The sequence below is a fragment of the Bacillus sp. JJ675 genome (genome assembly GCF_036963165.1).
GTDB classification, from domain to species: Bacteria; Bacillota; Bacilli; order Bacillales; family Bacillaceae; genus Bacillus; species Bacillus glycinifermentans.
This window is the reverse complement of record NZ_JBALMR010000081.1, coordinates 1,589-6,929: the sequence shown is the minus strand read 5'-3', so window position 1 is coordinate 6,929 and position 5,341 is coordinate 1,589. Positions and strand designations below refer to the sequence as shown.

The following is a 5,341-nucleotide window of genomic DNA, read 5'->3' as shown; positions in this document are numbered from 1 at the left end:
ACAAAGTTAACTCCGTAATACCTAGACGGTGATTGTTTAACTTTAAAATAGCCTTCGTTGATGTAGCGCTGATAAGGAACCGGCGAGCCTTCTTTCCGAACAAATACGCCGATTGTCCGTAAAAATGACGTTAATTTGTTACGCCCAACACCAAGCGATTTGGCTGCCTGCTCCAACGTCTGAACGTTTGTCGCGGCGATAAAACGATCGTGTTCCTCCGCTTTCGGTTTCATTTCGGAAATTACTTCGTTTTGCTTGCGTACAGTCTCTAAAGTTGCGCTAAATAAAAGTTTTGTTTGGTCGTCTGCAAACGGCAGATACGTTTGAATAAATAGATCGTCATTCGCGACATAGCCGCCCGTTTTTCTGATTGTCGGGATGACTTCGTGAGTGATCCATCTTTTGAACTGTTTGGCTTCTGGTTTGCGGCTACCAAGAATCAAAGTGTAAAGACCCGCTTCATTTACAATATTTGTGTTACCTTGACGACCTATGTTGAACATAGCCCGTTCATCATCATCCAATTTCGCTACTGCTTGGGTGGCATTTTTAATCCCTAAAATCTCGCAGACATCTTTTGCGACGAACCAAGGTTCTCCATCCTTAACGACCGTTCTCACCTGTTGATCTTGATAATTGAATACTTTTTGTAATTCGTTCATCATCGCTCGACCTCCCGCTTTAATTTCACCTTTACCTCGTCCTGCTTCGCCTTATATTCCGCATCACCGTACATCGCTTCCAAACGTTTGTAATCGTTTAACTCATCGATTTTCTTCGTTTTCTCTTTCGATTGCTTTTTCGTCATGCCACCCCACGCCTTTTCGATTCCTTCGCGAATCTTAGTTACAAGATCTTCATTTGGTAACTCCGCAAAGTGAAACGCTGTTCCCTCCGGCTCCGGATAGTTTTCGTAATCAAAATCGTCAAGGAATCGTTCGGCGTACTGTTTGCGGCAGACCAACCGCAAGTCACTCGAATCCGCGACAATACATTCGCCATTGATTGCGTCAGTCAGATCGAACTCGACGTAATTGGAGGCACCAATATCGTCCTCCTCTTCGACTTTACGCCGCGCATCAACGTAGAAAATACGGTCAGGGTATCCGTCTACTGCGACCAGGTCTCCGAAAGTAATGTCCGTTTTCATTCGGAATCCCTCGCGATCATACCGGTACTACACATTCGCGAAAATTGATATTGATCGATGTGGCGACTTTTTCCGCACTTTTGACAACCGATTTCATAGAATTCGATAGGATCAGGACGTACACCACTATAGTCGTACTCTATACAAAAATCCCGCACTCTCCACTCATGGAAACATTGCGACTGCATTCGCTTTCGTCTGAAGAAGTTCATCTCCGTAGCCCCCTTTTCGATTCTCCTTCGAACTCGATCACGCGACATAGATCTCGAATCCGATCCGTCAGTCGCTGCTCTCCGAACACATCCGGCAGCCGTTCGATCGCGATGTTACTCGTATAAATCGTCGGCAACTGGTCCGTTACTCTTGCGTTAACTATTGCGTGAAGATAGCCGCGAAATGCCGGCGTACAATCCCGCACTCCAACGTCATCCAGCACCGCAAAGGGAGTCGACATCGCCAGCGTCATCTTTCGTTTGAACTCCGTCAAGCCATCCTCGTCGTTCGTCATGGTTGCGAGGTTGAATTCCGTCTGCCATTCGTTCACATCGAGGAAATAGGCCGGTCGCTGCAATGGTTGCTGCCCGCGTTTTAACGAGCCGCTGTAATGGACGCGCAACCATTCGTTAAGGAGCGCCGCCGATGTCGTCGTCTTGCCGGTGCCGGAGTTCGCGCTGTAGAGATACAACGACTTGATACGGTCAGCCGGTTCGATATAGCCTTCCGTTTGCTCAAACTGACGCTCGAAAGTCTTGACGTAGTTCTCCATCGATTTATATATCGCTGGCTGCCCCGCTCTGGCTGGCGAATTGGCGAGCGTGGTAAGCCGGTAGTCACGCGGTAAGCCTGCCGCCGCAGACCGGCCGCCGTTGCCCGATGCGCCGTGTAGTGCGATGAAGTGCGGGCATTGGCGAGTACAGGCGGACGTGCCGGCCGCTTTGCATCCGTTAGCCAGGACGCAGTTTCTTTCGTTAGTCAATGGCGTTCACTCCTTTCGTTAGACCAATTCCGCAAGCAAATGCGTTATTAAAGTGACCCTTCTTCGTTGCTCATAAGAACCAATGTAATAGTCGCTAGAATGGAGCTCTTCCGTCAAAGCTTCGATTTTATCGATTAACTCATCCGTATGTCCCTGTCTTTCGGCCAATTTCGTAGCCTCTACGTATTCCGGTGTGCCAAACGTCCAATGTCCGATTTTCATTCGCCCACCTCCGTCCGGCTGTCGTCGATGATTTTTAAAAACGATTCTTCTCCGCATTCATCAATTCCTTCTGTTACTGTAGGTAAATAATCGAATCCTCCATCCTCATAAAAAACCTTATCCTCGTTTACATCCACGATTTTTCCGTAATAATCCGCGACCTCATTAATTTCGAAACAACCGACAACATCCCCCACACGAACCTCAGTCGGCTGCGGCGCGTTAAGATATTCGTCAGGCACTTCGATACCAAGTGCACGATTGAGAGCGATAGCTTTGCCGATATGCTCGTTGAAGCAGTCGTCTGGTGCGCATACTGCCGTTCCATAAAACGCAGTCCTGCTAAACGGTTTCTTTGCGACCGCCTCTACAGATCGATTTTCACGGTTGATATCGAACGTTATATCGAAAGTCTGTAACATTCTATTAGTCATCCTGAGGCGTTCAACGTCCGCCTTCGCCTGCTCAACGATTTCATCCCGGCGTTCTTGTGCGCTCTTTTCCTGCGGCCGCATATATGTCGTATCCATGTCCGCATCGAACTTTCCTTGTTTATATCCTTCGTTATATGAACGAAGCTGGATCGCCGTCAAAACAGCTTCTCCATGTGCGATTAGCTCATCGTATCCCATTGCGTCCAAATCAATTTTCATTCCGTCAGCCTCCTCGTTTTTAACTTCGTTATTGACGATAACTTCGTATTGCTCGTTGTTTAAATATATTGGCCATTCTCCCGACTTTCGCACTGCAACGCCGTGTTCATCGACACCGCCTATAACCGGAACAACATCGTGAAGCATGTACCTTGGTTCGTTGAAATCGTCGAGGATTAAAACTTTATCGCCAACCTTGGCTGGTCGCTTTTCTGTGACGATGAGTTCGGCGTCTTCTTTTCGAACTGCCGTCAGGTGGTGCGGTCCTTTTCGTATTAAATATGTGTATCCTTCGCGATCAACTTCAAACACCTGACCGATTTTATTCGCATACCAACTAGATTTATTTGGCGCCTTCAAAATCCGCACATACTTTTTCGTTTCAGTCATCTCGCAATCCCTCCGTTTAATAAAAGTCGTCGCCGATTTCCACCTGCTGCTCCCGCCTTTGTTGCGCCACTGCTTCGGCTTTGATTTCCGCTACTGCCCGTTGCAAATTCCGTCCCATCCACTTCTGCATAAATCCGAAGCTGACGCCCGGCCAATCTGCCGTCGGCCTGTATTCCGCAAAGCATAGATCGATGAATCGCTTCGTTACTTCCGGCCCGTATTCGCCCGGCTTCCGCTTCGTTCCGACCCAGCGCCCGAGCATTCCCGCTTCGGCCTTCCATGGTTCGCGAGTAGGCATCGGAACGTAAGGGACGCCGTACAGCCGTTCATGCTCCGCCTTTAAATACGCCTGGAAGTCGCGCGTATTCCATTTGGATACCGGTTTATCTGTCGTCGTCATCTTCGTCACCCATTTCGTTAATCTTGCGCAAGGCTTCAATTTCGCGAATAAGCGTGTGTACGTGCGGGTATAGTTCTTCGGATACGCCGAGCCTAAGTTTTCTCATTGACGTATTAAGTTCGATCGATGTCGGTCTCATCACGCATTCACCCCTTCGATTTTGATTCCGAGACAATTTAACGTTTCACGAACTGCGTGCGACATATTCTCATAGCTCAGTTGCTCTTCGTAATCAAAGGCGACTCGTTTATCGCGTATAAGCTCTTCGTAATACTCCCGCACCTTCTCCTCCGGTGTCTTTTCGACTTCATATCCGTTGATTAATGCGGCCGCGATCGTCACGGTGTCTAGATCATTTAACGGACTAAATCGGTCCGTCCACTCACGCGTTACATGGTATTCCAGAACGTCCTCCTTCGACCATCTCTCTACGTATAGCCCAAGTAGCGCATACGCCTGCTCCTCCGTAATCGCCGGCTTTTTAATTTCGCTCATCTATTCGTCCTCCTTATACTGAGAATGCCTCGTATATCTCCCGGATCTCTTTTGATAATTCCGTATAGTCCGTCTTACTTTCGTCCAAAGCTGGCAAGCAATCCGCGAGCATTTTAATAAGTTTAACGTTGTATTCGTCGCATTCTTCGTATAGATATTTGTGGAATTCATCGGAAGCCTTCATCCGCTCGACCGTTTGCTTTACGAGGTCTCTTACGCCCTCCGGATAAGCTACCGCATATTCGAGTGTGCCTTCCTCGAATCCGTAATCTTTCGGCAGCATATCGCGAATAGCCGCGAGTTCTCTTGCCCAGCGCTCGTTTTCTTCCTTCAACCGCTCGTTTTCCGCAATCAATCCGGCNNCTTCCGGAAACAGATCGAACGTCGTCAGCCTCCGCTCTGATCCGTCTTCCTCCTGAATAAACACGCCGCCCTCTCCCGGAGCAACCTCCCGTACCTCAATTCCGAGTTCCTTTGCGCCTTGGATAATGCGATCTCTATCGAATTTTGGAACGATCATTTTAACGCCTCCATTCCGTGTATTTTTGCCCTTCCAACGTCAGCCCTTACGATTACCCTCGACTGTCAACAAAGCCGCTAATTCCCCGCGAAATTCGTGTATAATTCGTGTGAGTTCTTCGAGCGTTTTGGCGTCGGATAATTTTATCCGCCGATCCATGACGAACTCGATTGCGCGATCAACCGATGGGAGGTACGCGATCTCTCGCCAACGTGCGATTGGTGACGGATCTAAGTCGGGATTTTCGGCGAGCCGCTTCGGCCAGTTCGGCGCTTTCGTTGGATCGGTGAAATAGCGTTCATTTACGATGATATTGCGTTCGTCTGACGTGAGTTTGTAATCGGGGGAAATCGGGATTTCAATCGTCATTACAACATCGCTCCTCTCGCTTTGATAATTTCAAGCGCCTGGTCTTCGGTGAAGCCTGCGCGGATAAGGGCGTCTTTTCCTTTTCGCATCAGAACCGCGTTTAGTTCGACTTGGCGGGCGACTAGCTCCATATTGTCGAGTAAAAATTCGATGGACGACTTTAATT

General features: G+C 48.6%; 9 protein-coding genes. All 9 read right to left on the bottom strand.

The genetic code is table 11. The features are described from left to right. The coding region (locus V7126_RS20025; protein ID WP_335498553.1) for a phage antirepressor at positions 1-665 on the bottom strand (665 nt) is incomplete at its 3' end. Continuing rightward, on the bottom strand, positions 662-1,150 hold the full coding sequence (locus tag V7126_RS20020; RefSeq protein ID WP_046132599.1) for a hypothetical protein: 489 nt from the start codon (positions 1,148-1,150) through the stop codon (positions 662-664). The genes V7126_RS20025 and V7126_RS20020, both read right to left, overlap by 4 nt. A gap of 208 nt (positions 1,151-1,358) precedes the next feature. Then, positions 1,359-2,126 (bottom strand): ATP-binding protein, encoded by a 768-nt coding sequence (locus V7126_RS20015; RefSeq protein ID WP_046132601.1) that lies wholly within the window; start codon positions 2,124-2,126, stop codon positions 1,359-1,361. Positions 2,127-2,144: 18 nt separating this feature from the next. Beyond that, entirely contained in the window at positions 2,145-2,348 is a 204-nt protein-coding gene (locus V7126_RS20010; protein WP_046132602.1) for a hypothetical protein, read from the bottom strand. Continuing rightward, on the bottom strand, positions 2,345-3,391 hold the full coding sequence (locus tag V7126_RS20005) for a hypothetical protein (protein WP_247069550.1): 1,047 nt from the start codon (positions 3,389-3,391) through the stop codon (positions 2,345-2,347). Before V7126_RS20005 ends, V7126_RS20010 begins: the two co-directional genes overlap by 4 nt. A 16-nt stretch (positions 3,392-3,407) precedes the next feature. Continuing rightward, the gene (locus V7126_RS20000; protein ID WP_335498547.1) at positions 3,408-3,791 is read right to left on the bottom strand and encodes a hypothetical protein; all 384 of its coding nucleotides are present in this window, start codon (positions 3,789-3,791) and stop codon (positions 3,408-3,410) included. Next, positions 3,775-3,930, bottom strand: coding sequence for a hypothetical protein (locus V7126_RS19995; protein WP_335498545.1), 156 nt, complete (start codon positions 3,928-3,930; stop codon positions 3,775-3,777). The genes V7126_RS20000 and V7126_RS19995 overlap by 17 nt, the downstream gene beginning before the upstream one ends. Next, positions 3,930-4,286, bottom strand: coding sequence for a hypothetical protein (locus tag V7126_RS19990; RefSeq protein ID WP_335498543.1), 357 nt, complete (start codon positions 4,284-4,286; stop codon positions 3,930-3,932). Before V7126_RS19990 ends, V7126_RS19995 begins: the two co-directional genes overlap by 1 nt. A gap of 559 nt (positions 4,287-4,845) precedes the next feature. Beyond that, positions 4,846-5,175 carry a hypothetical protein gene (locus V7126_RS19985; protein ID WP_335498541.1) on the bottom strand — a complete coding sequence of 110 codons (330 nt, stop codon included), beginning with the start codon at positions 5,173-5,175 and terminating at the stop codon, positions 4,846-4,848. Between the last annotated feature and the right edge of the window lie 166 nt (positions 5,176-5,341).

What these genes read in the sequence shown, in the direction of transcription:
- V7126_RS20005 (WP_247069550.1), bottom strand. Translation starts at nt 3,391, where the DNA reads ATGACTGAAACGAAAAAGTATGTGCGGATTTTGAAGGCGCCAAATAAA.
- V7126_RS20010 (WP_046132602.1), bottom strand. Translation starts at nt 2,348, where the DNA reads ATGAAAATCGGACATTGGACGTTTGGCACACCGGAATACGTAGAGGCT.
- V7126_RS19985 (WP_335498541.1), bottom strand. Translation starts at nt 5,175, where the DNA reads ATGACGATTGAAATCCCGATTTCCCCCGATTACAAACTCACGTCAGAC.
- V7126_RS20020 (WP_046132599.1), bottom strand. Translation starts at nt 1,150, where the DNA reads ATGAAAACGGACATTACTTTCGGAGACCTGGTCGCAGTAGACGGATAC.
- V7126_RS19990 (WP_335498543.1), bottom strand. Translation starts at nt 4,286, where the DNA reads ATGAGCGAAATTAAAAAGCCGGCGATTACGGAGGAGCAGGCGTATGCG.
- V7126_RS19995 (WP_335498545.1), bottom strand. Translation starts at nt 3,930, where the DNA reads ATGAGACCGACATCGATCGAACTTAATACGTCAATGAGAAAACTTAGG.
- V7126_RS20000 (WP_335498547.1), bottom strand. Translation starts at nt 3,791, where the DNA reads ATGACGACGACAGATAAACCGGTATCCAAATGGAATACGCGCGACTTC.